Source organism: Dehalobacter restrictus DSM 9455 (assembly GCF_000512895.1).
Taxonomy (GTDB): Bacteria; Bacillota; Desulfitobacteriia; order Desulfitobacteriales; family Syntrophobotulaceae; genus Dehalobacter; species Dehalobacter restrictus.
The window spans coordinates 302,317-328,301 of sequence record NZ_CP007033.1; the positions used below are offsets into that span (position 1 = coordinate 302,317).

Sequence of the window (25,985 nt, forward strand, 5' to 3'; positions counted from 1 at the left end):
TGAGAAAAAGAATTGGAATGAGTTGAAGTCAGGAGAATCTTTGGTCGCATTTTTCCTGATTCGCAGGGTTGAAACGAAGACTACGGCTGGCGGAAACCGGTATCTTGATATCGTCTTAGGTGACGCCGGCGGGGAAATAACCGCAAGGATGTGGGACTGCAAGCAGGAAGATGAAACACTATATCAAAGCAATATGCTTGTAAAGATCAAAGGCAGTATTGCGGAATGGCAGGGCAAGAGACAAGTTAAGATCGATAAAATCCGTGCAGTTGTTGAGGACGATCAAGTTGACATTAATGCGTTTATACCTGTTGCACCGTATAGTCCGGAAGCAATGTACGCTGAGCTTCTGCAATACCTCTCCGGGATGGAGAATGTCAAACTAAGAGAAACAGTCCAGCTTCTCCTGACAGAAGCCGGAGAGAAACTGCTGATTCATCCGGCTGCTGTGCAGAATCATCATGCCTTAAGGTCGGGACTGCTGTATCATACGCTGACAATGCTTAAAGCTGGAGAAAAACTAGCGGATGTCTATACTTTCCTGGATAAAGATCTTCTTTATGCCGGGATCATGCTGCACGATGTTGCCAAGCTTGATGAAATTGATGCCAATGCCCTTGGGATCGCTACGGAATATACAGTTGAGGGGCAGCTGCTAGGCCATATTGTTCAAGGAATCAAGAAAATTGAAAAGGCTGCAGGCAAGGCGGGTCTCGATGAGGAGACCAGTCTCCTTCTTCAGCATATGCTGCTTTCGCACCATTATGAGCCGGAATATGGCAGTCCCAAGAGACCGATGTTTCCAGAGGCAGAAATCCTTCATTATCTGGATATCATTGATGCCAGGATGTTTGATATGCAAAAAGCCCTGAATGAAACCGAGCCTGGGAATTTTTCCGATAAACTTTGGACACTGAACAACAGAAGGCTATACAAGAGGTGAAAAAATGTTAAAAAGAAATGCAGTGAAAATATGGGGAAAAATGCTTTGTTTGCTTGTTATAGCCTTACTGTTACTGACTGGCTGCGGGATTCTGGGCGGAGGCGGTCAGGACGCACCTTCGGATGACTCGGGAAACTACGCGATCAAGGTCGGCCTGATAACCGGCCAGGACGGAATAGAGGATATTTATTCTGAAAAGGCCTGGGAAGGACTGCAAAAGGCACAACAGGAACTAAACGCCGGGATCGGCTATGCTAAGGTCAAAAATGATAAAGACTATCCGTCAGGACTTGCCGAGCTTAAATCCCAGAACTGTCAGGTCATATTCACCATAGGTCCTGCTGCCGTTCCGGCAGCTCTGGAAGCGGCAGAAAAAAACCCTAAAATTACCTATGTCTGTCTGGACAGCACCATCGAGGGAACCATTCCTGACAATGTTCTGGCCGTGTCGTATAGAGTAGAGGAAGCGGCTTTTCTGGCAGGGTATCTGGCGGCAAAAAGGACGGAAACAAATGTCGTTGGTTTTATCTCAGGGGACAATAAAGAAGCAGCACAGCCTTACTTTTATGGTTTCAAGAGCGGAGTACGGTTCGTCAATCCCAACTGTGAGCTTTTAAAAGGAAATGCCGCCACTTTCACCAATAAGACCAGGGTCGAAGAGATGGCGGAAGCGATGGTCAATTCTGATGCCGATGTTATTTTTCATAACGCAGGTCTGGCAGGAAAAGCAATGATTGAAGTCATGGAGGAAAAAGGCAAGTATGCCATAGGTGCTGACATTGATCAAAATAGTCTGGCACCTGAGACTGTCCTTACTTCAGTCATCAAAGAAAACGGCGAGGTCGCTTACAGCATCATCAAACAAATTGAAGAGAAAACCTTGGCGTCCGGTAAAAATGTATCGTATGGCTTAGCGGAGAATGCCGTCGGTTTGGCAGAGACAACTGAATCTATGGTTTCGGAAGAAACCTATACCAAAATAAATGAATATAAACAAAAAATGATTGACGGAAAGATCACGGTTCCAGCCAATGAAAATGAAACATTTAAAATCACATATTAGATGATTGACATTGAACGCTATACTATGTATAATACTTATGCCAAGTAGAAGCCATCCGCTTCTCACCTCATGACATAATGCCGATGAGGTCCTAGTGAGTTTTCCAGTATGGTTATGCTCATTTTGTATGATGAAGACGGGTGGAATACCGTCTTTATTTTTTTATACTCTTTGGCTCGTTGTAAGCAAAAAATTGGAGGTGATTCGCTATTAACAAAGATTTACGGATTAATGAAGAAATCCGGGCTCGGGAAGTTCGATTAGTAGGCGAAGAAGGAGAACAACTCGGGATCATTCCTATTAAAGAAGCCTTGAGCGTCGCTGCTGAAAAAGCGCTTGATCTAGTGGAGATTGCTCCTGCTGCCAAACCACCGGTTTGTAAGGTGATGGATTATGGGAAATATAAATATGAACAGGCGAAGCGTGATAAAGAAGCCCGTAAGAAGCAGAAGGTTGTTGAAATTAAAGAAGTCAAGCTCCGCCCGAATATTGAAGACCATGATTTTATGACCAAAGCTCGCAATGCCCAGCGCTTTTTAGGCGATGGCGATAAAGTTAAAGTTACCATCATGTTTCGAGGACGGGAGATAACACACCCAGACCATGGTAAAGTATTGTGTTTACGAATGGCTGAATTTCTTAGTGAAGAAGCTCTTGTCGAGCGTGAACCCAAAGTCGAAGGCCGTAATATGGTTATGATTTTAGCTCCTACCGCACACAAACACGATTAATATGAAAAGGGGGTTGTCATAAATGCCTAAAATGAAAACACACCGCGGAGCTGCCAAACGTTTTAAGAAAACTGCTACCGGTAAAATTGTTTGTTATCATGCCTATAAAAGCCATATCTTGGAGAAGAAATCACCAAAGCGTAAACGGAATCTTCGCAAAGCTACAACGATGCATAGTACTGATGCGAAGCGTATTGCTCGTTTGATCGCTTATGTAAAATAAGAATATCACTTAAAGGAGGTCTTTAAAAATGGCCCGTGTAAAAAGAGGCGTCAGAGCACATGAACGCCATAAAAAAATATTAAAATTAGCCAGAGGATATAGAGGACGTAAGAGCAAACTTTTCAGAATGGCCAAACAGCAAGTCGTTAAATCGATGGCGTATGCTTATGTTCACCGCAAACAGAGAAGACGCGATTTTCGTAAGCTGTGGATCACCAGGATTAATGCAGCTGCCCGAATGAATAACATTACGTATAACCGGCTGATGTACGGTCTGAAGCTGGCCAATGTCAATATCAACCGCAAAATGCTGGCCGATTTGGCAGTTAATGATGCTGCAGCTTTTACGAAGCTTGTAGAAGTTGCCCAAAGCAAACTCGACAACACCAATGCAAAAGCTCAGGCGAATGCTTAAGTCAAGAATACCTATGAATCTTTGGAGTTCGGTCTTTTCAGGACCGGACTCTTGCTCTATCTATTCCAGGTAATCCGGGAGGATCATCATGATCGTTTCTTTGCAAAATGAACAGGTCAAGCATGTAGTATCCCTGCATGATAAAAAAGGCCGTAAAGAATATAGGGAATTCCTTGTAGAAGGCAAACGTTTTGTACAGGAAGCTATTCTTAGGCAAGCGCAGCTTAAGAAGATTTATTATACGGCTCAGGACGCGGCGATGGAAAAATCGGATTTGCAGCAATCCTTAAGTATTGGCGGACTGGTAACGGAGATACGAGCGCTGGGAATAGAAGCTGAAGAGGTGTCTGAAGCGGTAATGCGCAAAATGAGCGCTACGGAAGAGCCACAGGGCATTCTCGGGATTATCCGCAAAACCGAATTTGACTGGCAGGATATCTTGATTGAGAAGGATACCATTCTTCTCGTCGTTGACGGAATCCAGGACCCGGGTAATTTGGGTACGATTTTAAGAACCGCCTTGGCTGCAGATGTCAAGCAAATCATTCTGACAAAAAAAACGGTGGATCTTTATAATCCCAAAGTTCTGCGCAGCAGTATGGGCTCCGTTTTTTCCGAGGTGATTCTGGCGGATAAAACGCCTGAAGAAATAGCAATTTTTTGCAGACAAAAAGAATGTTCCATGGTCGTATCCACCATGGGTGGAACTTCCATATTTAAGACGAACATTCGTGAAGACTATCCTTTGGCATTAATTGTGGGAAATGAAGCAACAGGGCCGTCAGCTTTTTTTATGGAAAAGGCCGCTAAGCACTATTCCATTCCAATGTTTAACAATGTTGAATCGTTGAATGCGTCAATGGCTGCCGGAATATTCCTTTATGAAATGCGAAGACAGGGACAATTCTTGTAAACCATGATTGAAAATGATATAATTCTGATCAGGCAAAGAAAACAATTACTTTGCTTTCCGGACCTAAGCCGAGGAAAGGTGGGCTCAAAATGTCAGCGCCTGATTATTTTTGGAAAGCCTTCGAGGCAACCGGTTCTCCCCAATTATATCTTTGGTACAAGAACAACGACAAATTGACAAGTGACAATGAACGGAACAAAAGGCAGGCAGGCCTCTAAAGGGAGGACCGACTCAGACTGAAAGTCGGCCAGGCAGGCAGCTACCTCAACATGGGAGTCTTGAGGTTGAAGTTCATTCCGGGAGTTATATCGGTTGGCAGCCGTTACCAGCTTATTAAGTGTGAACTGTGATTTGACGCATGGTCAAAAAAGGGTGGTACCACGGGAATACGAACTCTCGTCCCTAGTCGGACGAGGGTTTATTGTTTTTTTATATAATTAATTGCTGAAAGGGTGACCGCGATGCGAGAAGAAATTCAAAAAATTAAAGAAGATACACTGGAGCAACTGACCAAGCTGACTTCGTCGGAAGAGCTTCAGGAGCTAAAAGTTCGCGTGATGGGCAAAAAGGGATCACTCACATCCTTGCTGAAGCAGATGGGTCAGCTCAGCGCGGAAGAGCGTCCCAAAATGGGGCAGATCGTTAACGAACTGCGCACGCAGCTCGAAGATGCCTGGGACAAAAAATGGAGGGAATTTGAAAAGAATGCTTTGGAAAGCAGACTAAGGGAAGAACGAATCGATATCAGTCTGCCGGGGTATTCTTTGCCTCAAGGACACCAGCATCCTTTAAGCAAAGTGATTGAGGAAATTGAAGATATTTTTATGGGCATGGGTTTTACCATTGCTGAGGGACCAGAAATAGAAACGGATTACTATAACTTTGAAGCGCTGAACCTCCCGAAAGACCATCCGGCCAGGGATATGCAGGATACGTTTTTTATCACCGAGGATATTCTGCTTCGGACGCAGACCTCGCCGGTCCAGATCAGAACCATGGAGAAACAAAGACCCCAGCTTCCGGTCAAGATTATTGCGCCTGGTAAAGTCTTTCGCAACGATGATGATGCAACCCACTCACCGATGTTCCATCAGGTAGAGGGGCTGCTGGTCGATAAGGGAGTCAGAATGTCCGATCTCAAAGGACTGCTTCTGTATTTCTCCAGACAAATGTTTGGCGAATCTCGCGAAATCCGCTTGAGGCCGAGTTTCTTCCCATTTACTGAGCCCAGTGCTGAAGTTGATGTATCCTGCATGCTTTGTGGTGGTGCAGGCTGCAGGCTGTGCAAAGGGACCGGCTGGATTGAAATCTTGGGGGCCGGAATGGTTCATCCGCATGTGCTGGAGATGGGAGGATATAATCCTAAGGAAGTAACAGGCTTTGCTTTCGGTATGGGCGTAGAACGGATTGCAATGCTGAAATACGGCATTGAAGATATGCGACTGCTTTTTGATAATGATATCCGCTTCCTGGAGCAGTTCTAGGACATTGATCTTTAAATAATTTGACAAATATAATCATTGGGGTCTGGTCTGCGCGCCACATTCCGCTCTCGGCAGATAGCGCCCTCCATGGCGCTAACAGCCGCGCTCCGCATCCATGCTCCGCTTACGCTGGAACTGTGGCACGCAGACCCAGCTATGAAGGTTTAAATGTCTAGTTATTTAGAGAACGATATTCTAGAAATCGTTTGAGTGATTACAGATAGATTGTTTTTATTGATCATAAAATGTTGAAGTACTGGAGGATGCTCTGATGAGAGTAAGCATGGAATGGCTGAAACAATACCTCGAACTCCCTCTCAGTCCTGAGGAATTGGCAGAAGTCCTGACCGGGGGCGGGATTGAAGTTGAAGGGGTAGAATGCTTGAATAAAGGCTTCACAGAAGTCTATATCGGTGAAATTCTGGATATCCAGCCCCATCCCGATGCCCAAAAACTGCAGGTATGCCGTTTGAATACCGGCAGGGAAGAACTGACCATTGTAACGGGTGCATCAAATGTCCTTATCGGGGATAAAGTACCGGTAGCCGTTCCGGGAGCGGTGCTTCCAGGGGGTAAAGAAATTCAACCGGTCGATATGAGAGGCGTAAAATCGTATGGGATGCTTTGTTCCGACAAGGAACTTGAGATCGAAGCGGTCGGTCAGGAACGCAGTAAAGGCGGGATCCTGATCCTGTCTCCTGACGCGCCTGTCGGTCAGAGCCTGGAAACATATCTTGGTTTGCAGGACAGCGTCCTGGAACTGGAACTTTACCCTAACCGGCCGGATTGTCTGGCGATGGTCAATGTTGCGAGAGAAGCCGGGACTTTGCTCGGGAAAAAGCCTGTTCTGCCGGAATGGGGCCGGGAGGAAATGCCTTCCTGGCCGGAAGATGTCAGGCAGAAGGTTGAAATTGAAGATCCGGAACTTTCCTGGCGTTATTCGGCCCTGCTGGTGGATGATGTCGTCATTCAACCCTCGCCGGTTTGGATGCAGAACCGACTCCGGGCTGCCGGAGTCCGTCCGATCAATAATATTGTCGATATTACCAACTACTGCATGCTGGAAATGGGACAGCCGCTTCATGCGTTCGACCGGGATAAACTTCAGGGTACGGTCAGAGTCCGCAAAGCCAAACAAGGTGAAACCATGGTCAGCCTGGACGGCATCGAAAGAAAATTGGAACCCGATATGCTGGTTATTGCCGACGATAACGGGCCGCAGGCCATTGCCGGTGTCATGGGCGGCCTGGAAAGCGAAGTGACCGGCAAGACCTGCAGGATCCTGTTTGAATCAGCACATTTCCTCGGTTCGAGTGTCCGGCGTACCAGCAGAAAGCTGGGACTCCGTTCGGAGTCTTCCAGCCGTTTTGAAAAAGGCGTCAATCCTTACTGGACAGTCCCAACCCTGGGCAGAGTGGCAGAATTGCTGCTGGAACTCGAGGCGGGTGTACCGATGTCCTTTACGGAAAAAGTCTGTGCGCTTCCGCCCAAGGTTCGGATCGAAATAGCGGTTCCCACGGTCAATCAGGTCCTGGGTGTGGAATATACGTATCAGGAAATTGAAAAGGTGTTTGAAGCTCTTGATTTTGAATATCTGAAATTGTCTGATTGCCGGTACAGTGTTGAAATTCCTTCTTACAGGCAGGACCTTAAAATTGAAGTTGACTTGATTGAAGAGATTGCCCGCATCATAGGCTATGATAAGATTCCTACCACTCTGCCGCAGGGCAGCCAAACGCAAGGGTGCAGGACACCTGAACAGGTTTTCCGGCGCAAACTGCGTAAAATCCTGATCAAAGCCGGGATGAACGAGGTTATTTCCTACTCTTTCAGCAATAAAGAATTGGATGATCAATGGGGGTCAGAAGGCCGGAATATCCCGCTCTTAAATCCATTAAGGGAAGAATTAGGAACGATGAGGACGTCACTTCTGCCCGGACTATTGGAGATTGCGTCCAGAAATACCGCCAGACGCAACACGGATCTGCTGCTGTTTGAAATCGGCAATGTCTATTTGCCAAAAGAGCTGCCGTTAAAGGAGCAGCCCGATGAGGTTTCCCGGATTGCTGGCTTGGCGCAGGGGGAAAGCAAACGCCACTGGCTGAATTCGCAGGTGAAATTTGATTTCTTTTATGTCAAAGGGATCCTGACACAAATTGCGGAAGAATGCGGAATGGAATTTGAATATCGGAGAATTGAGGAAGGCAAGTACTGCAGCCTGCTTCATCCCGGAAGGTCCGCAAGCATTTACAGCAAAGGGGAGTACCTTGGTATTCTCGGGGAAATCTATCCACAGCTCGACCAGAAATGGGACCTGCAGTGTCCGGTGCTGTTTGAGCTCGATTTTGGAGCGCTTTCCAGGAATGCCAATCTCGCGGTTATTGCCAAATCGTATCCGCGTTATCCGGCAATTCAGCGTGACCTGGCCGTTGTGGTTCCTGAAGAGGTATCCGCAGAAGATATTAAGAAAAAGGTCATGGCACTCGGCGGGGAATTCCTGAAAGAAGTAGAGCTGTTCGACGTGTATCAAGGACAGCCCGTTCCGGCAGGACACAAAAGCCTTGCCTTTACGATGCGTTACCAGTCTGCAGAACGAACCTTGAAAGATGAAGAAGTGAACACTTTTAATTCCGACATCCTTTCGGGAATACAGCAGGAATTTGGGGCAAAATGGCGAAAATAAACAATAATGATGATGTAACAAGGTACTAGACAGGAGAGCGGGTGAAGACAGTGAATCCGGAAGAACAAAAAGTATCGGTTCTGATATTCGGAGAACTTCATGTTATTCGCGGCAAGGGATCTGAGGAATATATCAAGAAACTCGCCCATGATGTCGATAAAAGAATGGAAGAAATTGCGTTGAAATTCCCGAGGATACCAGCACATCAGGTAGCTATCCTGGCAGCACTCAATTTTGCAGATGAATTGGCAAAAATAAAAGAAGAACAGATGACGCTTCTTAACATGTTAGGAGAAAGCGGCGGCGAATAATTTTTTTTACATCTGACGGTGATTAAGAAATGGTCGATCCCGCTTATTATTCGGCCATTTCTTTATTATTTTTCGCAGGCGCCTAATATTTGAGAAGGACTGCGCTATTTTTGCTTTTGTTTATCAGGAAATGATAGAATAAAATGAAACAAACGGAGGTGTTACAATGAAAGGAATTGTCACTGTAATAGGAAAAGATAAAGTCGGGATCATCTATGGCGTTACCAAGATTCTGATGGAGAATAATGTAAACGTGGAGGATATCAGCCAGACGATTTTGCAGGATTATTTCACCATGATGATGCTGGTCAATCTTTCCAATATAAAATGCGATTTCAGTGTCCTGAAGGAAGAGCTCGATGCCTTCGGTAAAGAGATCGGATTGTCGGTGAAGATTCAAAGAGAAGAGATCTTTGACTACATGCACAATATTTAACTTACAGTTAACAAGGGTTGACAAGTTGCCAGCCAGAAACAGGGGAAGTCTTTTGGAGGTAAATAATGAGTCTCTATAAAAATATTTTTGAAACCACCCGCATGATCGAGAAAGAAAAACTGGATATCAGGACCATCACGATGGGCATTTCTTTGCTTGATTGCATTGACGCTTCAGGAGAAAAGGCCCGCCGGAGAATTTATGACAAAATTACCAGGTTGGCACAAAATCTTGTCAAAGTCGGCAATGAAATCGAAACTGAATATGGCATTCCCATTATCAATAAACGAATATCCGTTACGCCGATGGCTATCATCGCCTCCGGGAGTGAAGACGAAAGCTATGTCGAGTTTGCGAGAACGCTGGACAAAGCAGCCCGGGAGGTCGGCGTTAACTTTATCGGAGGCTTCTCCGCTCTGGTGCAGAAAGGCTTTACAAAAGGTGACAGAATCTTAATCGAATCCATCCCTGAGGCTCTGAATGAAACAGAACGGGTATGTTCGTCTGTGAATGTGGCCAATTCCAAAGCCGGCATCAACATGGATGCAGTCAAGATGATGGGAAGAGTCATTAAAGATACAGCTTATTTGACCAGGGACAGGGATTCTCTGGGTTGTGCGAAGCTGGTGGTGTTTGCGAATGCCGTCGATGACAATCCGTTTATGGCAGGCGCCTTCCACGGGGTTGGTGAACCTGAAGTTGTGATCAATGTCGGGGTAAGCGGTCCCGGCGTCGTTAAATGTGCCATGGAGAAGGTTAAGGGAGAACCCTTGCATGTCGTAGCCGAGAATATTAAGAAGACTGCCTTTAAAATTACCCGGGCCGGCCAGCTGGTTGGCAACGAAGTATCCAGAAGACTGGATGTACCGTTCGGCATTTTGGATTTGTCCCTGGCCCCAACACCGGAAATCGGAGACAGTGTGGCCAGGATTCTTGAAGAAATGGGCTTGGAAGCCTGTGGAACCCATGGCACGACTGCAGCGCTGGCCATGTTGAATGACGCTGTTAAAAAAGGCGGCATCATGGCCTCCTCCTCCGTAGGAGGACTAAGCGGAGCGTTTATTCCGGTCAGCGAAGATGAAGGGATGATCAATGCGGTCAAGTGCGGCGCACTGACCTTTGACAAGCTCGAGGCGATGACCAGTGTCTGCTCCGTAGGACTGGATATGATTGCGATACCCGGAGATACCAAGGAATCGACGATCTCGGCCATGATTGCAGACGAAGCCGCCATCGGCGTCATCAATCATAAAACCACCGCAGTCCGCGTGATTCCGGTTCATGGCAAAGGGGTCGGCGATACTGCCGAGTTCGGCGGCTTACTGGGCTATGCACCGATCATGGCGGTCAATCCATACAGCGCGGAAGAGTTCATTAACCGGGGCGGCAGAATTCCGGCACCGATTCACAGTTTCAGGAATTAACTGTTTCATTGGTAGTTGTATAATAATCTTAAAATCCCGTGTTCCAGTCATTCACCTCTTTTCCCACCGGATTGACAGGTCATTCGAATCTTGTCTGTACAGTCAGTAAATGTGCTTGTCCGGAGATTACAAAACAAAATGCCAGTCCGCAAAAACGAAATTGCTTTTGTTTTACGGACAGGCATTTTTATATGTGGTTATCATGATTGTCATGTCAATCTCATAAAAAGAGATTAAATTATTGTCTTTTGAATATAATGTAATATAATGGTAATAAAAGGGAGGTATTCTATGCGACAAGATAACATTATATATTTGAAAGAAAGAACGAGAACTATCAATAATATCTTATCAATTATCTTTATTATTGGGATAATATTACTTTTTGCAACATTGATTGTTTGTTTTATTTTATTCTTTACTCCAGAACAAGGATTTACTGTTGAAAAGGGAAATTTAGATTGGTTTATAGAATATAATCTAGCTAATGGTACCACCTTTGGTGTTTATATTCCTTTTAGCATTATACAATCTGTAGCTATTGAAAGATTTAATGCGAAATCAGCCTTTCTAACTTACTTAGTTTCAAGTTCAATTCTTAATATTATTATTCTATATGGGATAAAACAGGTAATAGACATTCTTAATACAATTTTGAAAAGCACAACCCCATTTAATACCAATAATGTCATAAGGCTGAAAAAAATAGTATTATCAATAATCATTTATTCGGTTGCGGCTGATCCAATAAAAAACTTTTTAGGTTGTGTTTTCGTAACAAAAATTTATTATTTTGATTTTTCAAATATTCATATAAGTGGAATCTTAATTGCAGTGCTTATCTCTATCATAGCTGACGTTTTTAAATATGGTATACTCCTTCAAGAGAAAGTAGATACAACATTCTAAAGTACACTAATCTTTTCTTATGACAAAGAACCGTAGGAATATAATTTATATTCCCACGGTTCTCTGTAAATAGAATTATATTAGACTGCATTGAATTGGTCAGTAAACGACATCGACCAAGTAAAACCAATTAAATAGGATCCTATTTGCACCCCTAATACAATTTTACCATAGATTAAAGGGTGGATTCTTTTCGAAGTAATCTGGTAAAGCCTCATCTGTTATCAAAATAAGATGAGTTCCACCATTGTTGGCAAAAGTTTCAAGGTTAGCGTTAGTACCCATATACAGAATATCGGATTCAAAGGTCTGCTTTCCAGTTTCTATGAGTTTCAAGGTTCGGATCGCAGATAGCCCATTGGCGGATTTATAGAGCTTTGGATTAAATGCATTTAATTTTTCCAGAAGTGTGGTCATGTAGATATCCAGCGGATATACCCCCCAAGTATAAAAGTCATATACTTTTCAAATTATACAGCTTATAATTTTCTTGTTTCGAATTGTATTAAGCTATTCATTAATATTGTTGTTGATCGACCAGTTTACATTCGTAAACCATTTGAAGTCTTCGGTTAATGGATTTTCTTATTAACATAAATTTTGTATTTGGCGGTAATAAGAATTCCTGTTCATTTAGCAAACTATCATTAAATTTTATAAATGCTCCTTTTGTACCTATTGGTAAAAATATCTTTAAAACACAATTATAGTGATGTTCTTTTGCAAAATCTTTTAGTAAATCTCGCACTAGAGTAGTGCTTAGAAATCCTTTTTCAACAAATGTTTTTCCCACCTTTGGTTTTGAAGAGTTAAATAATAATTTTAATAAATTCTTATGAGTGTATCTGTACACAATAATATTTTCTTTTAACTCAAATTTACATAATGCATTTGAAATAGTTTTTATATCTTCGGAATACTCTTTAGCCTCTTTATCGCTAAAGTCTTGATTTCCCCTAAGATAACGATTATAAACTATATTCATGTTACCGGAATATTCAAATAGAAGTTGAGATAGGTTTTTATCTGCTTTTAATTGCAAATTGTTAATCCATTCATGGAAATATTTCTTTGCCCAATCTTCAGCATCTTGAGAACTATGGAATTCTTTATACATTTCTTTACCAATCAAATTAATCTACCTCAATTATTTCGAATTAATTTATCCCACTAATCATTTATATTGATTTTGGTATTAATTTTTCTGCATATAGAGTGTCTAGATCATAATAATACACAATTAACCTAATAATACCTTGACGATCATTAATAAACAGTTGACCGTCATAATCTTTGTCTGCTATTCTCCATTTTTTCCCTCCATACTTAATTTCTTTCATGTTACCTCCCAGTAACTAAGACTTTTTTCTCCCTCCGCAGGACGCGGCGGTTCGTGCGCGCAATTTTATATAACGTTTAGGTGTTCCCGCCGCGTTCCAACTACATGCATCATCCTCTAAGTGACGGGAACACCGTGTTAGACGAAGTGCGTTGTTTAAACATTCAAAATCCACTATTCAATATACCCCTTTTTCTCTCAGGATACTTTCGACTTCAACACGATCATCATAAAAATCTTCCAAAATTCTTTGAGTATAATGATGTGACAGATCATATTCATCATAATCTACAATCCGCCATTCATCATGCAAGATGTTATTCCCTAATACTCTAATCTCTTCATGGGCCTTATTCTTTCTTGCAGAAGTAATAATTCCATCATCACAAACTTTATTTATCTTCTGTGCCAGATTACCTGAGGTATATCCATTTACTTTAAATGTCTTTTCTAAGCAAGAACGCAACAACGCAGTTGCTGCTCGATAAGCACCGATTGACGCACATTCCTCTGCCTCTGTAAATTCAGATTTTATGTCTTCAGGAACATTATTGGGGATGTTAGCTTTATCTACTGAATTTGGAAGAAACCATTCTAGATGACCGTTGTGTGATGTATTTCCCGAATCATGAACTTTAGCTAAGCCACCTCTTCCGCAATTTGCACATCGTAATAGTATGTAAAGAACTCTTGTATGCTCTATTCCATTGAAAGAAAGTTTTCCTTCAATAATTATTGAGCCAAATGATGAACCTGAACGAGTAGATTCAAAAGTTGTTATTACTCCATCACAATCCGGACAATTTGCCCTAACGTTATTTCCAGTTAATTCAGCTTTCATAATAGTCTTCCATCCTCCTAATATCTTTCATCAGTACTTCGTCTAACTGTCCTTATGCCGCCTTTTGGCGGCATCAATGATAATGAAAAGAGCCGATATCCTTATTTTACTTCAAATTACAACTATCTTCCATTATTTTCTACATTGGTGTATTAATAGTATATAGGCTGGACTGACGAGCGCGTGGGACGATTGGTAGAATCCAATCTTTTGCGTGGATAGACCCGTGCCTAACTCTGCGACGGCTGCCTTAGTGAATTTATGATTATGCTTAGAGCATGGAAACTACATTATTTTCTTTTCAGGCAGCCGTTTCCAGCCTATGGAGGAGATATTAACCGAAAGTTGTTCATTCTATCTGTACCGGTATTGATGTCCACAAAAACTATTGCTTGGCTTCAAGAGAACGACTGCCACGTTGTCGTTATGGAAAGCACCGGTAAGTACTGGATTCCTGTATTTAACCTGATGGAAGATTCTTTTTTTCTTACGTTGGCTAATCCCTCGTTTACTAAAACATTTCCAGGTAATAAAACCGACCGAAGGGATGCCAAGTGGCTGGCTGAACTTCATAGGCTCGGTCTGGTTCAACCAAGTTTCATCCCCCCAAAACATATCCGTGAGTTAAGAGAGCTAAGCCGTTATCGCCATAAGCTTATTCGCGACCGCTCTGCCGAGAAAAGCAGGATTCATAATATCCTTACTGTCTGTAATCTGATGTTGTCTTCCGTTGCTACTGATATTTTCGGCAAGTCAGGCATGAATATTATGCATGCTCTTCTTCGCTCTAAGTCCTTTGATGAGGATCTTCTCTCCAATCTTGTTATGGGCAAGCTCAGAGAGAAAATTCCTCAGCCTATTTGTGCCCTTAAAGGACATTTGACTTCAACGCAAGCGGCTAAGCTTTCCGTTGCTTTGGATAATCTTAAGAATTTCGACGATAAGATTGCCCAAATTGAGCGCTTGATCGAAGATAAGTCACATGATTTACAGCCTGCTATTCATTACTTTGCTCTCGTTTTGCTATTAGGAAAACTTCTGCGATTGCTATCCTTTCGGAGGTTGGAACCGATATGTCTGTTTTCCCTTCCGCTAATCATCTTTGTTTCTGGGCAGGCTTATGCCCTTAGAATAATGAAACAGGAGGCAAACGGCGTTCTGCTAAAACAAAAAAGGGAAATATGTATCTCAAAGCCGTTTTGACCCAATGTGTAAATAGCTTTTCAAGAAGCAAACGTTCTTCTCGTTTTGTCAGTAGGTATCCACTCTATTAAGCTGCGGAGGGGACATAATAAGGCGGTTATTGCTGTTTGCCGTTCAATGCTGGTTGCTATTTATTACATGCTCTCCAGAGATGAGTCTTTCAAGGAAGTATCCGAGTCTAAGGCTACCGAGAAGAAAAGCAGGCAAAATTCTATTCTGATCGTTCCTGATGATTTATTGATCCAAGAATTGATTAAACGTGGCTATAAGTTAGAGCCGGTAACTTAGCCGTTTTCCTATATTTGAAGGTGTTACTATGTTTATTTTTAGCATAGTTATTTTGTTATTGCCTTTTTTAGTTTTGATCATTATTTGGTACTATTTTTTCTTTTTTAAACTACGTCCCGAGTGTTTGCGACGCGCCCCAACCGCTTACATATTGGCTAAGTGTCGAAAATACTCTGTTGTAGTGCCTCACCCCAAATTAAGCATAAATAGCTATAGGAACTACCAACAAAACAGGTCCAGGAATTTGAGTAGTAAATTCACTTGGCGTTGATAATGTAGATGATAAAGTATTAAAAGCCTCAATAAATTGCATTAAATTATCCTCGGGTAAATAAGCAAGAGGCGTACCCCTCAATAAACTAACCGATTCGCCTATATCCTCAGGAATATATCTGACCACTTTACCAATGACCACAAATTGACCATCTATAATATCCGCTGGGCTTTGGTTTGAAAAATATTCAAGTTGAACTGGAATGACTGCCTTTATTTCAGGTTTTATAACTAAGTCCGAAACTAAATCTAAAGAGCCTGTTTGGGTAAGCATAGAGTAGAACTTTTTCATTTGAGTAAGAACTTCTTGTTCTGCTTTAGGTTTTTGTTTTCCCGGGGCAACTGTAAATAAAAGCGCAGCCTCCATCATTTGTATTAGCCCTTCCATGTTAGCAACCATAGGATTCTTTCTTAATATTCCCGAAAACTCAATAAAAGCACCCGGTAATAATGCTTCCATAGAAAATGCATTATCTAAAGAAACAAGTAATTTGCGTTCTATAAGGTTATCCCGCAATCTAGAGAAAAGTGAAGCTGGAGTAAATACCCTATCTTCTTGTACGTGTTTCTGCATAGATTGCGTATCTTTTTGATTGAGACCAGCTTTTAGACCAAGATTGAGAAAAGCAAATACATTCTTTGTACCCACTTCCCCAGATATTTCGCTATTGCTACCTTTCTCATCAGACTCGGCCTTCTTGATAGTTTGCAATTGAGAAAATCCACCTTCAACGATGGCTAGAAGGTCAAAAACTATTCTCTGATTAAGATAAATAGGTATTGCTAAACGTCTTCCTTCCAATTTAACTCCTCCTTATACTACACCGAAAGGCACAAAGGCACTATATCAGATATCGTTCAGCCATTCACGAAGCGTCATATTACATATATCAATTCCATGTTTCGGGAATGGCGTGTTAAATGAAGTTGGTCGCCCCCATATCCAGGGGGTGACAGGATGTCGACCCCGTAAATTCCCCAAAAAGTTCTCATCTTACATTTTATGATTGTGCCATTTCCAATAACTTCTTTGTTGTATTTGCATTTCGAATTGTAATACTTTGATATGCTTTTGTTCCGACTATCTTTGACCACCGGGTTCTAGAAAATGTTTTTAATGGAGCTGACCAAAATATAATCTCTTTATAAGCATAAAGTTGTTCATACTCCGGCTTCATTTTTCCTGCATCCGCAATAATTTCTTCCGCTGTGGCAGGTTGGATTACAAATATGGCATTATGTTTCGAGTTTTGATCATATCCCCACCAATCAGGTACATTCTCTAATGCCTCTTTCAATGTATTAACATCAATCAATGCTATGCCAATAGGAAAGTCAAATTTCTTCTTCAGAATATCATTGCAATAACTTGATAGATCTATGATACTTTGTTCTTCACTGTCAAAGATGACATTACCACTATTAATATAGGTCCGCGTATTTAGAAAACCTGCATTCTCGAAACAGTTTTTCAAATCATGCATAGAAACTTTGTTTTTTCCGCCAACATTTATTCCTCGGAGCAGTGCAATATATTTCATAAAAAAAGACTCCTCTATAATCTTTTGCAACAATATTAAGCTTGTTCTATTAACCCGCGCCAGGACGGCCCGGCCTTGCGACCAATTTCATTCAACGTCCCGGCAGTTCCCGAAGCGTCATACTACATTCATATATTCTAAGTTTTGGGAACTGCCTGTTAGGCGATGGACCATGCCCCTCGAAGCCAAGCCGCCACGGATGGCGGCCATGCAAAAATATTTCGCTAACCTTAATATAACCGAATCTGCCCTTTGTAAAGCCAATCAGGAACAGAGTATCCTTGAACTTTTGGATGGTTAGCAAGAATTAATCTAATTGTCCTAACGGCTGTATAAGACTCTTCAATAAGTTCATTTTGCATAATATGGTAGCGTTTATCAAAATTATCTTTTTCTACAGCATGAGCTGGTTTCTGTCTCTCTTTCCTTACTTTTCTTAGAGTTGAGAAAAGTTGTTTAGTTGGTTCAGGGTCTCTTGGTCTAAAATTATTAGTAATCCATTCCTCAAGCAAAGAAATAGTTCCCCGCTGCCGGGTTTCAATTTTTCCATCTTTTCTTTTTATCTCTTCTGTCAAGAGTATGTCATTCTTGAAAAAATCCTTGTTAATATTATCTGACATCATTTTGTCAAGAACATGTACAAAATTATTATAGTTATTTAATGTAGGCCTAAGAAAAACGCCAAAATCTTTGGGTCGATTTCTTTTAAAATCTTCCTTAAACAAACTTGGCTTACCAATTAATTCACACATTTTATTAATCACATATAATTCTTCAATAAATGCGATAAATATCGATACATTATCAGCCCAATGTCCAAGGGTATTTTTTAGATAGTCTATATTTTGGTAACAATCCTCTTTTGTCTCGAATAATTTCCAGTATTTTTGTTGATCTGGTGTTAAATCATTAAGATATCTAAGATAAACAATAACAAACCTCTCATGTTGATTATTATAAGCTAGGCCAAAAGTGTCCAAAAAGAATCCTTCGCCAAGTTCTTTATCATATTCATCCATACTATGTATACTTCCAGAATAATCATCATTCTGAACAACGTACCTAGGGTCGTTCAAATACTTTTCTAAAATAGTTAAATCAAAATATACTGGTTCGAATTGCGGCTCCCCTAAAAATAATCTTCTTGAATATGGCTTCCCTCTATATTTGCTTGCTTTTTTGAATTCCTTCAAACATTTAGCCGTTGGGTATGCACATATACCATCAAGTGATTCAGACATCAATTTCTTTATCTGTTCTTGTGGTTCAAGGTCTGGAAAGGCTTTTATATGAGGATTTAAAAATACGGTCGAAAATGTTAGTGTTACTAATCCGTCCAGAATCAATGAGCTAAGTTGATTTAATATCTCTGAAGTATCACTTGTTCTCAATATTTGTGACACCGGTATGCCATTATAATCCAAAGAATCAATATAAAAATCTACAATAGACCTTAGGGTACCTTCATATAACAATTTCTCTCAACCTCTCTCGCACCAAAATAGCACCATAGCTAATCCTGAACATTCCGCCCATGGAGGGGGCGGTCTTTGCATGGTCTTTCGCCTAACTACGGTATTCCCGAACTAAGTTCGTATATACCTCTTTTTTGATGGTATTTCCGAACTAGGTTCGGAAATACTTACTATATTTGAAATTAGTTCTTCCATTTCAGCCCCCCTAATAAATCCAAGCAGCTTATAAACTTCTTTCATCAAGTCTTCCTTCGATAAATTGATCTGGTTCATCAGAATTCACTTAATTTGGTAACAGCTTTTTACTGATCGGGGCTTCCGCAGCTATAACCTGACGGATCTGGGAAAGAATCAATCCGGTTACTTTTTAATTTGATATTCGTGAAAATTCACTGCTATCCTTCTAAAAAATTAAAATATGTGGAAATTTATTCTAAAAATAACAAAGCAGCCCTTTGCTGGAAAAGGCTACTTACATATCAAAAAGGATTTATACTTTCTGATAGTTTAAAAAGTGCTGTTCGCACATTTTAAACTATAGTTTTTCATTAACTATCCAAGTCATGAAATGATCAACCAGTTCAAGCTTTCTCTCATCGCACAGCTTGATTTTTTGATTAATCTGAGAAAGCAGACTGTCATTTGTTTGTCTGAAAATACCCAGCAGAAAATAATCTGGTGTGATGTCCAGAGCCTCGCATATTTTAAGCAATGATTCGATACTGGGGATAGAATGATTGTTCTCTATATTGGATATATGGTTGTTGCTGAGCCCTGTTGCTTCAGCGACGTTATCTTGGGTCAGATTCAAAACCTTGCGTCTTTTCGCAATCCGCTCGCCTAATGCTTTGTAATCAATTTCCATGTTTTATCACCCTGCTTTACTTTAGCAATTATGAATAGTATTCTTAACAAAGCACAAGAGTATTTATTACCCTTGTATTTGTATTATTGTCAATATATAATGAACTTAATACCTTTTTAGTTGTATAAACAGGCTTTTGGAGGGAGATGTATTGCTTACTATCGGCATTTGCGATGACAGGCCGCTGTGTCGCCAGTTATTGGAGGCATTCATTCATTTATATGAAAAAGAAAAGGGGGTTTCATTTGATATTTACCAATTTGGCAGTGGTGAAGAGCTTCTTGAAGAACTTAATAAGCTTGGGATGATTTTTGACCTTCTTTTTCTTGATAATAGTATGAAAAAGCTGACCGGTCTCGAGACCACCAAACAAATACGGCAATCTGCTTCCATGTCAACATGCAGCATCGTGTTTGTGACATCTGCCGATGATCATGATCAATTCATGCAGGTACAGCCTTTACAAGTATTATGCAAGCCAGGTACCCAGGAGCGCATTGATGCTATATTAGACAAAGCTCTGGCCAAAAATACAAGGTAATCAATGACATGTACTATTTTTTTGAATTTTTTATAGTTCAAACTTAGCTAAGGTTCATATAATAATATGAACAGTGATAAGGCAAAAGATGAGAGGGGGCGAGGCCGCCGGCAAATCTTGATTGCCGTCAGCCCGCCCCCTCTCTTAATCTTTTATGCGTACTGCCCGCTTACACTTGTGGAGGATCATAAAGGTCATTGGTCGTGGTTTCAATGACCTTTATATCCTTTACCCCTGTAAGGGCACCGTTTGCCGTGAGGAATATCCCGCCTGCTATAAGCGCGTTCATAACGTCCATGGCTTCAGTTAGCAGGATATCCTCTCGCGGTTGGGGAACCGTTAGGGAAAACGTGTTCCCTCCGGTGGTTGCAAAGGTTAATCTTGCTGTTCGGTTGGTGGTCACAGCCAATTGAATCACCTCCTTGACGCCTGAAATTGCCCTCCGGTTTACGCTTCGTTTGTCAATTCATCTGTTCTTCTGAAGTAAACGTCAAGCAGCGTATATTCCGACAGACCGAAGATGGCGTGAGCCGCCTCATAGACAGCTTGATTCGAAGCATTGTAAACAATATTGTTAAGGGTTCGCTGTTTGGTTATCGGAGCGCCGGAGGTGCTGACTCCGGTCTGATAGACCAATACCAGAGCCGCGCCGGATGGTGCTGAAACAACGGCCATTCCAATCATCTCCTTCTCTTTTATTGGACTGCTTACTGCTGTCTTGTATATACTATGCTTGGCTTGTCCAAAGGTTCCCAAAAAAAATCAGGAATGAACTCTAAGCGGTTTCTTGGGGGGTGGCCACTCTTTAATCGTCTCTGCCATGTATTCAATCAGTCGATTGGCCTCTTTTCTTTTTTCTTCTTTCAGGTTCGGATCGACATGCGCCAGATTGGTGAGCGCTGTCGTCAGATCGAAGAAGGTATCGGCGATTGTTTTGCAGCAAGCGTTGCATTTTTCTACATACTTGATGTGAGCGTCGGGGTCATGTTCGGCTTTAAGGTTGTGGGTCGGCAGGGCGGGTTGACTGGCAGAGAAGGCTTCTGCTTTGACATTCTCCGGATTTGTTGGCATTGACGCAGCCTTAGCCTGCTCCTTTTTTAATTCGGAGATTGTGCTGTCGATCGCCTTCAGTCCTTTTTTAAATGCTTGATTCTCCTGAAGCGCCTGGTCCTTTTCCTGATTGGCCTTGTCTCTGTCCTGAAGTGCCTGCTGCAGCTTTTTGGTGGTCATACCGCCGACATCATTCTGCTCGATGAATTCCTCCCGCTCCTCTGCCGGTAAACCCAGAAGGAGGAGGGCCTGGGTGTAAGTCATATTCGACATTGATGTCGATTTTGACGTGTCCAATCCGTCAGAGAAGTTTGGCCCGTACTCTTGGTAGAGCTTTATCAGTCTTTCGGCAGTTTTCTGGGAATAGCTCACAGACTCCAGCCACTTACCCCATTCCCCGTGTTTGACCAGAGCCTTGGCTTCCTGCAAACGACACCCGATTTCAATGGCGCCGGCAAGCAGGATTTTTTTGGTTTGGCAGGTTATCATATTTATCTCAGCCGCTATGACAAGCGGCGTGCGTTCAGTGGCCGGATTCTCCATGCCGTCCGCCCTTTCATTATGAGTCTAATTACAGCATATGCAGATGGGCTTCGGGTGGTGAGGGCTTGGCCGCTTCGGCTCAGGACATTTGTCCAATTCCGCTAAAGCCAACTCCAATTAAGTAAAATAATGGGAAGGAATTTGTAAATACAATGAAGAATAAATGTTATCAATGGTAAATTTATAGATCATTTGGACTAATTGAGGTTATTATTGGAGTTTGGACGTTCGTTATATAAAATTAATTATAAGGACAGAAAAAATGAGTACAGATAGCAAAAGGCGAAGAAGAGAACGGGTAACGGTTGAGAAAATGATTAATATTTATTGCAAGAAAACCCATACCCCACAAAATAGAAGGTGTGAAGACTGTGAGAGATTATATAAATATTCAAGCAAGAAAATAGAACAATGCATGTTTGGTGAGAACAAACCAGTCTGTGCAAGATGTAAAATACATTGTTATAAACTAGAAATGAGAGTAGAAATAAAGAAAGTTATGAGGTATTCTGGGCCAAGGATGCTGTTTAAGCACCCAATATTAACGTTCTATCACATAATAGATTCTAAGAGAAGTAATAGGAAAGCATGATTGGCTCTTAAATTAACTGCCTTTATTGAAAAAGAACGGCTAGCAATCGAAATAAGACGCATCGGGAATGGCTGAACGTATTACGACGACATATCGTGCAAAGGCCGTGCCGTCCTGGCTCGGATGAAATGGACTTAAAGTATTTCTTTGTGGTAATCAGATCTCGTGCGACAGTTAAATCACTGATGAGGTACTGTATAAGATGAACAAAATGAGAGAAGAGTTGATTGCTCCTTGCGGGATGAATTGCAGACTTTGTATGGCAAATCAAAGGGAGAAAAGTCATTGCAAGGGATGCCGAAACGAGGACGATATAAGGTATAAAACAAAAAATAGCACCAGTTGCATAATCAAAAATTGTTCTGTAATTCAAAGTAATAAATCCGGGTTTTGCTTTGAATGCGACAAATTCCCTTGCATAAGACTAAAACAGTTGGATAAGCGGTATCGAAGTAAATATCACATGAGCATGATTGAAAATCTTGAGCACATTAAGCAATATAATCTGGATTCATTTTTACAGCATGAGGAGATTAGATGGAGTTGCAAAGAATGTGGTAATTTTGTCTGTGTACATAAACATATTTGTTTAGTTTGTAAAACTTCATTTATTGAGTGAAGGGCGGCAGTGCCAATATGAATGTGGTTGGGGTGCTGCGGTAGTGTATTCCTTAATGGTTTAGTTCTTTGCTAGGGAGCTTACTCTGTAGAATAAAAAAGACCCCATTAATGGGATCTCAACGATGCATTTGTTCAATCTTACTAACCAGATACTGCAAGTCAATTTCGGGATACACCCAAAAAGAAGTCTTGAATAACTCCTTATAACTTTCTATTTTATTTTTCGTACATGGGCTGTTTCCATTTGCAGGATTTCGATTTTAGTTTCGATTCTTTCGAGGGTATTAATAATAGTATCATTTTTCTCATTTTGTACTTCGCGAGCATCAAATAGTGCTTTGATTTTATGACCCAAATCATGTTCAACTTTTGTTTCTATTTTTTGGACGCGAGAGGTTAATTCTTTAAGTTGGGAACTAGTCTCGGTTTGGTTTTCAAGGATCTTTCCGAGAAGATCCATTACCTTATCATCCAACACTATCGCCTCCTAATGAATAGCTTATCTTTTTTGAAAGATAAGTCAAGGAGAATTTTCCATCCATGGCAACTGCCGAATTCATTTTTTAATGGTTTTAATCTTTTTCTAATGAGATCTTTAAAGGAGCGAATGTAAAAAATTTGCCGCAAAATGATAGTGTGGTATGATTAGAAGAAAAGCAGAAAAAGACGAAACAGGAACGGAGAACGCGATCATGCATTCAGATTTTGGCAGCAGTCCGCAGCAGCATACAAATAAAAAGATGGAACTTCTTGCACCGGCCGGGGGTTACGAGGCATTGAAGGCTGCGGTGGAAAACGGAGCCGATGCCGTCTATCTCGGAGGCAAAATGTTCAATGCCAGAGCTTCGGCCTCGAATTTTGATTCGGAGGAATTGTCTAAGGCGGTGACGTACGCGCACGAACGCGGCGTTAAGGTCTATGTGACGTTAAATATTCTTGTGGCTGACAGTGAATTCTCAGAGCTGGCGGACTATGTCTATCAGCTTTATTCACTTGGCGCAGACGCGTTGATCGTTCAGGACATCGGGGTTGCGAATTTTATCCGGAAAGTTCTGCCGGAGATAAGGCTTCATGCCAGCACACAGATGACCCAGAATAATATTTACGGGCTGAAGCAACTTGAAAAAATGGGTTTTTCCAGGGTTGTTCTAGCCAGGGAAACTTCGGCGCCGGAAATAGAAAAAATGGTTCAGGCGACGGAGTTGGATGTCGAGGTTTTTGGACATGGCGCACTGTGTATCAGCTATTCCGGACAGTGTCTGATGTCGAGCTATATCGGGGGACGGAGTGGCAACCGCGGAAGATGTGCGCAGCCTTGCAGGATGGCCTACAGTCTGGTCGACGGCAAAGGCAGGGATCTGCTGGAAGGAAGGAAGACCGGGGAGCACCTTCTAAGCCCGCGTGATCTGAAATTGTTGGACAATCTCGGGGAGTTGCAGCGGATGGGTGTGCGCTCACTGAAGATAGAAGGCCGGATGAAAAGGCCCGAATATGTGGCAACGGTCATCCGGGTCTACCGTAAAGCCCTGGACTTTTTACAGGAACAAAAGGGGCAGGAAATCACAGCCCGGGATCTATATGAGCTGACTCAGATTTTTAACCGGGATTTTACAACCGGATACTTTCAGGGTTACCAGGGAGCGGAGATGATGAGTTTCAGCCGCCCAAACAACCGCGGCACCATGCTGGGCCGAATTACGGATCTAAAAAACAACCGTCTGACACTGAAGCTGGACCGCGAGCTGGGACTCGGAGACGGCCTGGAAATCTGGACAAAAAGAGGCCGTGAAGGGATCAGCGTCGGAAGAATAGGGATACCTGGCGGCAAAACGGTTGACAGTGCTGCACCCGGAGATACGGTCACCATAGAATTTGAAGGCGCTGCGAATATTGGGGACCGGGTATTCAAAACCCACGATGAGCAGCTGATTGCCCAGGCCCGGCTTAGTTTCCAGGAAGGCAAGGAAATGCGCAAGCGGCCGTTAAAAATGCAGCTTTCCGGAAAAGTTGGTCAAAAACTGCGCCTAACTGTCTGGGACGATCAGCAGCACGTTGCGCTGGAATCGCAGTGTGAGGCTCAGGAAGCACAGAATCGGCCACTGACACAGGAGGTTCTGGTAAAACAGCTGGGGCGTCTGGGGAATACCCCGTTTTATCTCGGAGAATTAACGACAGCACTGGAAGGGGATCTGATGATACCGGTCAGTGCGTTGAATGAATTGCGGCGTGCTGCGGTGGAGAAGCTTTTGGAGCCGTCTCACAGCAAGCCGGCGCTGACCTTGAATGCGTATCAGGAGCGGACTTACGCTTGGAATCAGCAGCTCAAAACCGGCCGGACCGTATCGGGAAAAACCGGAGCAGGCAAGCATTTGCTCAGTGCCGCGGTGACGGATTCTTCCATGATTGCGCCGTTGCTGAAGGCCGGTGCGGACAGAATCATTCTGGGCGGAGAACACTGGCGGTCCAGACCGCCCCTTACCCTGGCAGAGCTGCAGAAGGCACTCGATACGTGTCAAAGCAGGGGAAGAACGTTGCTATGGAGACTGCCGCGAATCCTGAATCAGACCCAGTGTGAGCAGGTGCTAAAGGATCTGACAAAGGTGGCAGGCTGGTCGTCAAGGCCAGTGATCATGGCCGGGAATCTTGCGGAAATCGAAATGCTGAAGACCGTTGATCCCGAGTGGACTTGGGAGACGGATTATTTTCTGCATTGTTTTAACGAAGCGGCGTTGGAATGGGTTCACAGGGCAGGCGGAAGGCAGGCAGCCCTTTCCATGGAATTAAGTCAGGAACAGCTTGCCGTTCTGGGCAAATCCGAAGGTATTGAGTTGCTGGTGTTTGGCGATATGGAAATGATGGTCAGTGAATTCTGTCTTCCCGGCGCTGTGCTGGGGGAGGGGAAAGACGGAGCCCGCAACAAATGCGGAAAGGCCTGTCAAAACAGAGACCTGTACCTGAAGGACCGCATGGCTTATCACTTCCCACTGGCTACGGATCAAGAGTGCCGGATGCATGTCTTCAATGCCAAAACCTTGAATCTGGTAACCGAACTGTCTAAAATAGCCGATATGGGCATCAGAAATATCCGGCTGGAACTGCTTCGGGCATCTCTGCCCCAGGCTGAACGTGCCGTTACAGTATTTCACCAGCTTTGGAAAGAAACGGCTGGAGGCAAGAATATAGGCAAAGAGGAAACCGAGGAAGCGATGAAAAGCTTGGAGGAGCTTTATCCCGATGGCTTTACCAGAGGACATTTTTATAGAGGAGTGCTAATATAA

The 25,985-nt window shown here is 42.6% G+C and carries 30 protein-coding genes; 18 read left to right on the plus strand and 12 right to left on the minus strand.

Going from position 1 to position 25,985, the window contains the following annotated elements:
• The first annotated feature begins 40 nt into the window (after positions 1-40).
• The 12 genes from DEHRE_RS01490 (at position 41) to DEHRE_RS01545 (ending at position 11,535) form a co-directional block, all read left to right on the plus strand.
• Positions 41-943: a 3'-5' exoribonuclease YhaM family protein gene (locus tag DEHRE_RS01490; RefSeq protein WP_019226615.1), complete on the plus strand. Its 903-nt coding sequence runs from the start codon at positions 41-43 to the stop codon at positions 941-943.
• Positions 944-947: 4 nt separating this feature from the next.
• On the plus strand, positions 948-2,006 hold the full coding sequence (locus DEHRE_RS01495) for a BMP family lipoprotein (RefSeq protein WP_019226614.1): 1,059 nt from the start codon (positions 948-950) through the stop codon (positions 2,004-2,006).
• A gap of 209 nt (positions 2,007-2,215) precedes the next feature.
• Positions 2,216-2,737 carry a translation initiation factor IF-3 gene (infC, locus tag DEHRE_RS01500; protein ID WP_083221889.1) on the plus strand — a complete coding sequence of 174 codons (522 nt, stop codon included), beginning with the start codon at positions 2,216-2,218 and terminating at the stop codon, positions 2,735-2,737.
• A gap of 22 nt (positions 2,738-2,759) precedes the next feature.
• A complete protein-coding gene (gene rpmI / locus DEHRE_RS01505; RefSeq protein WP_019226612.1) occupies positions 2,760-2,960 on the plus strand; it encodes a 50S ribosomal protein L35 in 201 nt (66 codons plus the stop codon).
• 28 nt (positions 2,961-2,988) lie between these two features.
• On the plus strand, positions 2,989-3,375 hold the full coding sequence (gene rplT, locus DEHRE_RS01510; protein WP_015044027.1) for a 50S ribosomal protein L20: 387 nt from the start codon (positions 2,989-2,991) through the stop codon (positions 3,373-3,375).
• An 88-nt stretch (positions 3,376-3,463) separates the two neighbouring features.
• Positions 3,464-4,288: a TrmH family RNA methyltransferase gene (locus DEHRE_RS01515; protein ID WP_019226611.1), complete on the plus strand. Its 825-nt coding sequence runs from the start codon at positions 3,464-3,466 to the stop codon at positions 4,286-4,288.
• A 461-nt stretch (positions 4,289-4,749) separates the two neighbouring features.
• Entirely contained in the window at positions 4,750-5,772 is a 1,023-nt protein-coding gene (gene pheS / locus DEHRE_RS01520) for a phenylalanine--tRNA ligase subunit alpha (RefSeq protein ID WP_019226609.1), read from the plus strand.
• A gap of 271 nt (positions 5,773-6,043) precedes the next feature.
• Positions 6,044-8,455, plus strand: a complete 2,412-nt coding sequence (gene pheT, locus DEHRE_RS01525) for a phenylalanine--tRNA ligase subunit beta (RefSeq protein WP_019226608.1) — start codon at positions 6,044-6,046, stop codon at positions 8,453-8,455.
• A gap of 41 nt (positions 8,456-8,496) precedes the next feature.
• Positions 8,497-8,766 (plus strand): cell division protein ZapA, encoded by a 270-nt coding sequence (locus DEHRE_RS01530; protein WP_015044023.1) that lies wholly within the window; start codon positions 8,497-8,499, stop codon positions 8,764-8,766.
• 166 nt (positions 8,767-8,932) lie between these two features.
• A complete protein-coding gene (locus tag DEHRE_RS01535; protein ID WP_019226607.1) occupies positions 8,933-9,202 on the plus strand; it encodes an ACT domain-containing protein in 270 nt (89 codons plus the stop codon).
• A 65-nt stretch (positions 9,203-9,267) separates the two neighbouring features.
• On the plus strand, positions 9,268-10,626 hold the full coding sequence (locus DEHRE_RS01540) for a PFL family protein (RefSeq protein WP_019226606.1): 1,359 nt from the start codon (positions 9,268-9,270) through the stop codon (positions 10,624-10,626).
• A gap of 291 nt (positions 10,627-10,917) precedes the next feature.
• Positions 10,918-11,535 carry a DUF2975 domain-containing protein gene (locus DEHRE_RS01545; RefSeq protein ID WP_019226605.1) on the plus strand — a complete coding sequence of 206 codons (618 nt, stop codon included), beginning with the start codon at positions 10,918-10,920 and terminating at the stop codon, positions 11,533-11,535.
• A 165-nt stretch (positions 11,536-11,700) separates the two neighbouring features.
• Here DEHRE_RS01545 and DEHRE_RS01550 read toward each other — a convergent pair whose 3' ends face one another.
• The 4 genes from DEHRE_RS01550 to DEHRE_RS01560 form a co-directional block, all read right to left on the minus strand.
• Positions 11,701-11,952: a hypothetical protein gene (locus DEHRE_RS01550; RefSeq protein WP_019226604.1), complete on the minus strand. Its 252-nt coding sequence runs from the start codon at positions 11,950-11,952 to the stop codon at positions 11,701-11,703.
• A 100-nt stretch (positions 11,953-12,052) separates the two neighbouring features.
• Positions 12,053-12,667, minus strand: coding sequence for an ADP-ribosyltransferase (locus DEHRE_RS01555; protein ID WP_019226603.1), 615 nt, complete (start codon positions 12,665-12,667; stop codon positions 12,053-12,055).
• A 46-nt stretch (positions 12,668-12,713) separates the two neighbouring features.
• The gene (locus tag DEHRE_RS14725; protein WP_019226602.1) at positions 12,714-12,875 is read right to left on the minus strand and encodes a hypothetical protein; all 162 of its coding nucleotides are present in this window, start codon (positions 12,873-12,875) and stop codon (positions 12,714-12,716) included.
• A 177-nt stretch (positions 12,876-13,052) separates the two neighbouring features.
• On the minus strand, positions 13,053-13,715 hold the full coding sequence (locus DEHRE_RS01560) for a DUF4145 domain-containing protein (RefSeq protein ID WP_019226601.1): 663 nt from the start codon (positions 13,713-13,715) through the stop codon (positions 13,053-13,055).
• 372 nt (positions 13,716-14,087) lie between these two features.
• Here DEHRE_RS01560 and DEHRE_RS01565 point away from each other — a divergent pair, with 372 nt between their 5' ends.
• Positions 14,088-14,918: an IS110 family transposase gene (locus tag DEHRE_RS01565; RefSeq protein ID WP_158407231.1), complete on the plus strand. Its 831-nt coding sequence runs from the start codon at positions 14,088-14,090 to the stop codon at positions 14,916-14,918.
• A 117-nt stretch (positions 14,919-15,035) separates the two neighbouring features.
• Complete coding sequence (locus DEHRE_RS14730) at positions 15,036-15,206, plus strand: hypothetical protein (RefSeq protein WP_019226600.1); 171 nt, start codon at positions 15,036-15,038, stop codon at positions 15,204-15,206.
• A gap of 196 nt (positions 15,207-15,402) precedes the next feature.
• Here DEHRE_RS14730 and DEHRE_RS01570 read toward each other — a convergent pair whose 3' ends face one another.
• From DEHRE_RS01570 to DEHRE_RS01585, 4 genes are all read right to left on the minus strand, one after another.
• A complete protein-coding gene (locus tag DEHRE_RS01570; protein ID WP_019226599.1) occupies positions 15,403-16,281 on the minus strand; it encodes a DUF6414 family protein in 879 nt (292 codons plus the stop codon).
• A 199-nt stretch (positions 16,282-16,480) separates the two neighbouring features.
• Positions 16,481-17,020 carry a DUF1697 domain-containing protein gene (locus tag DEHRE_RS01575; protein ID WP_019226598.1) on the minus strand — a complete coding sequence of 180 codons (540 nt, stop codon included), beginning with the start codon at positions 17,018-17,020 and terminating at the stop codon, positions 16,481-16,483.
• 230 nt (positions 17,021-17,250) lie between these two features.
• Positions 17,251-18,495 carry a hypothetical protein gene (locus tag DEHRE_RS01580; protein WP_019226597.1) on the minus strand — a complete coding sequence of 415 codons (1,245 nt, stop codon included), beginning with the start codon at positions 18,493-18,495 and terminating at the stop codon, positions 17,251-17,253.
• 535 nt (positions 18,496-19,030) lie between these two features.
• Positions 19,031-19,360: a helix-turn-helix domain-containing protein gene (locus tag DEHRE_RS01585; protein ID WP_019226595.1), complete on the minus strand. Its 330-nt coding sequence runs from the start codon at positions 19,358-19,360 to the stop codon at positions 19,031-19,033.
• A gap of 151 nt (positions 19,361-19,511) precedes the next feature.
• Between DEHRE_RS01585 and DEHRE_RS01590 the strand changes: the two genes are divergently transcribed.
• Entirely contained in the window at positions 19,512-19,901 is a 390-nt protein-coding gene (locus DEHRE_RS01590) for a LytR/AlgR family response regulator transcription factor (RefSeq protein ID WP_019226594.1), read from the plus strand.
• A 169-nt stretch (positions 19,902-20,070) separates the two neighbouring features.
• On the opposite strand, the gene DEHRE_RS01595 is transcribed toward DEHRE_RS01590, so the two are convergent.
• The 3 genes from DEHRE_RS01595 to DEHRE_RS01605 form a co-directional block, all read right to left on the minus strand.
• A complete protein-coding gene (locus tag DEHRE_RS01595; protein ID WP_019226593.1) occupies positions 20,071-20,310 on the minus strand; it encodes a DUF2922 domain-containing protein in 240 nt (79 codons plus the stop codon).
• Positions 20,311-20,348: 38 nt separating this feature from the next.
• Positions 20,349-20,576 carry a DUF1659 domain-containing protein gene (locus DEHRE_RS01600; protein WP_019226592.1) on the minus strand — a complete coding sequence of 76 codons (228 nt, stop codon included), beginning with the start codon at positions 20,574-20,576 and terminating at the stop codon, positions 20,349-20,351.
• A gap of 87 nt (positions 20,577-20,663) precedes the next feature.
• Positions 20,664-21,494, minus strand: coding sequence for a DUF3102 domain-containing protein (locus DEHRE_RS01605; RefSeq protein ID WP_025205081.1), 831 nt, complete (start codon positions 21,492-21,494; stop codon positions 20,664-20,666).
• A gap of 313 nt (positions 21,495-21,807) precedes the next feature.
• On the opposite strand from DEHRE_RS01605, the gene DEHRE_RS14260 reads away from it, so the two are divergent.
• Positions 21,808-22,086: a nitrous oxide-stimulated promoter family protein gene (locus DEHRE_RS14260; protein WP_242837005.1), complete on the plus strand. Its 279-nt coding sequence runs from the start codon at positions 21,808-21,810 to the stop codon at positions 22,084-22,086.
• 259 nt (positions 22,087-22,345) lie between these two features.
• Entirely contained in the window at positions 22,346-22,705 is a 360-nt protein-coding gene (locus DEHRE_RS14265) for a DUF3795 domain-containing protein (protein ID WP_242837069.1), read from the plus strand.
• Positions 22,706-22,918: 213 nt separating this feature from the next.
• Here the strand turns inward: DEHRE_RS14265 and DEHRE_RS01610 are convergent, their stop codons facing one another.
• A complete protein-coding gene (locus tag DEHRE_RS01610) occupies positions 22,919-23,185 on the minus strand; it encodes a hypothetical protein (protein ID WP_019226888.1) in 267 nt (88 codons plus the stop codon).
• A gap of 214 nt (positions 23,186-23,399) precedes the next feature.
• Between DEHRE_RS01610 and DEHRE_RS01615 the strand changes: the two genes are divergently transcribed.
• Positions 23,400-25,985 (plus strand): U32 family peptidase, encoded by a 2,586-nt coding sequence (locus DEHRE_RS01615; protein WP_025205083.1) that lies wholly within the window; start codon positions 23,400-23,402, stop codon positions 25,983-25,985.

Bases quoted from the DNA above. Each gene is read 5' to 3' on its own strand.
- DEHRE_RS01495 (WP_019226614.1), top strand. From the start codon at position 948: ATGTTAAAAAGAAATGCAGTGAAAATATGGGGAAAAATGCTTTGTTTG.
- rpmI (WP_019226612.1), top strand. From the start codon at position 2,760: ATGCCTAAAATGAAAACACACCGCGGAGCTGCCAAACGTTTTAAGAAA.
- rplT (WP_015044027.1), top strand. From the start codon at position 2,989: ATGGCCCGTGTAAAAAGAGGCGTCAGAGCACATGAACGCCATAAAAAA.
- DEHRE_RS01515 (WP_019226611.1), top strand. From the start codon at position 3,464: ATGATCGTTTCTTTGCAAAATGAACAGGTCAAGCATGTAGTATCCCTG.
- pheS (WP_019226609.1), top strand. From the start codon at position 4,750: ATGCGAGAAGAAATTCAAAAAATTAAAGAAGATACACTGGAGCAACTG.
- pheT (WP_019226608.1), top strand. From the start codon at position 6,044: ATGAGAGTAAGCATGGAATGGCTGAAACAATACCTCGAACTCCCTCTC.
- DEHRE_RS01535 (WP_019226607.1), top strand. From the start codon at position 8,933: ATGAAAGGAATTGTCACTGTAATAGGAAAAGATAAAGTCGGGATCATC.
- DEHRE_RS01540 (WP_019226606.1), top strand. From the start codon at position 9,268: ATGAGTCTCTATAAAAATATTTTTGAAACCACCCGCATGATCGAGAAA.
- DEHRE_RS01545 (WP_019226605.1), top strand. From the start codon at position 10,918: ATGCGACAAGATAACATTATATATTTGAAAGAAAGAACGAGAACTATC.
- DEHRE_RS01550 (WP_019226604.1), bottom strand. From the start codon at position 11,952: ATGACCACACTTCTGGAAAAATTAAATGCATTTAATCCAAAGCTCTAT.
- DEHRE_RS14725 (WP_019226602.1), bottom strand. From the start codon at position 12,875: ATGAAAGAAATTAAGTATGGAGGGAAAAAATGGAGAATAGCAGACAAA.
- DEHRE_RS01560 (WP_019226601.1), bottom strand. From the start codon at position 13,715: ATGAAAGCTGAATTAACTGGAAATAACGTTAGGGCAAATTGTCCGGAT.
- DEHRE_RS01565 (WP_158407231.1), top strand. From the start codon at position 14,088: ATGTCCACAAAAACTATTGCTTGGCTTCAAGAGAACGACTGCCACGTT.
- DEHRE_RS14730 (WP_019226600.1), top strand. From the start codon at position 15,036: ATGCTGGTTGCTATTTATTACATGCTCTCCAGAGATGAGTCTTTCAAG.
- DEHRE_RS01575 (WP_019226598.1), bottom strand. From the start codon at position 17,020: ATGAAATATATTGCACTGCTCCGAGGAATAAATGTTGGCGGAAAAAAC.
- DEHRE_RS01585 (WP_019226595.1), bottom strand. From the start codon at position 19,360: ATGGAAATTGATTACAAAGCATTAGGCGAGCGGATTGCGAAAAGACGC.
- DEHRE_RS01600 (WP_019226592.1), bottom strand. From the start codon at position 20,576: ATGGCCGTTGTTTCAGCACCATCCGGCGCGGCTCTGGTATTGGTCTAT.
- DEHRE_RS01605 (WP_025205081.1), bottom strand. From the start codon at position 21,494: ATGGAGAATCCGGCCACTGAACGCACGCCGCTTGTCATAGCGGCTGAG.
- DEHRE_RS14260 (WP_242837005.1), top strand. From the start codon at position 21,808: ATGATTAATATTTATTGCAAGAAAACCCATACCCCACAAAATAGAAGG.
- DEHRE_RS14265 (WP_242837069.1), top strand. From the start codon at position 22,346: ATGGCAAATCAAAGGGAGAAAAGTCATTGCAAGGGATGCCGAAACGAG.
- DEHRE_RS01615 (WP_025205083.1), top strand. From the start codon at position 23,400: ATGCATTCAGATTTTGGCAGCAGTCCGCAGCAGCATACAAATAAAAAG.